Origin of the sequence: Pseudoalteromonas sp. bablab_jr011 (genome assembly GCF_016464045.1) — a bacterium.
GTDB lineage: Bacteria > Pseudomonadota > Gammaproteobacteria > Enterobacterales > Alteromonadaceae > Pseudoalteromonas > Pseudoalteromonas lipolytica.
In genome coordinates this window covers 1-282 of record NZ_JACDWU010000146.1, presented here as the reverse complement: position 1 = coordinate 282, position 282 = coordinate 1, and the positions used below count along the sequence as shown (strand labels likewise).

At 42.2% G+C, this 282-nt stretch carries 1 rRNA gene; it reads left to right on the top strand.

Features of this window, described 5'->3' with window-relative positions:
* Nucleotides 1-151: 151 nt before the first annotated feature.
* Nucleotides 152-282: ribosomal RNA gene (locus JIG41_RS06825) — 16S ribosomal RNA — on the top strand; the annotation flags it as partial.

Here is a 282-nt window from a genome sequence, read left to right as displayed (position 1 = left end):
CTCAATGTTTTTTCCTTTAATGGAAAGTGAGTGACCAACGGAAATAAGTTTACTTATTTCAGCACAGTCAATTCAACATCGAAAGATGTTAAATAAATTCAGAATTCATTGAGCATGTCCGCTCCCTTAATGGGAAGGACAAAAAAACTTTTAATTGAAGAGTTTGATCATGGCTCAGATTGAACGCTGGCGGCAGGCCTAACACATGCAAGTCGAGCGGTAACAGAGAGTAGCTTGCTACTCTGCTGACGAGCGGCGGACGGGTGAGTAATGCTTGGGAAT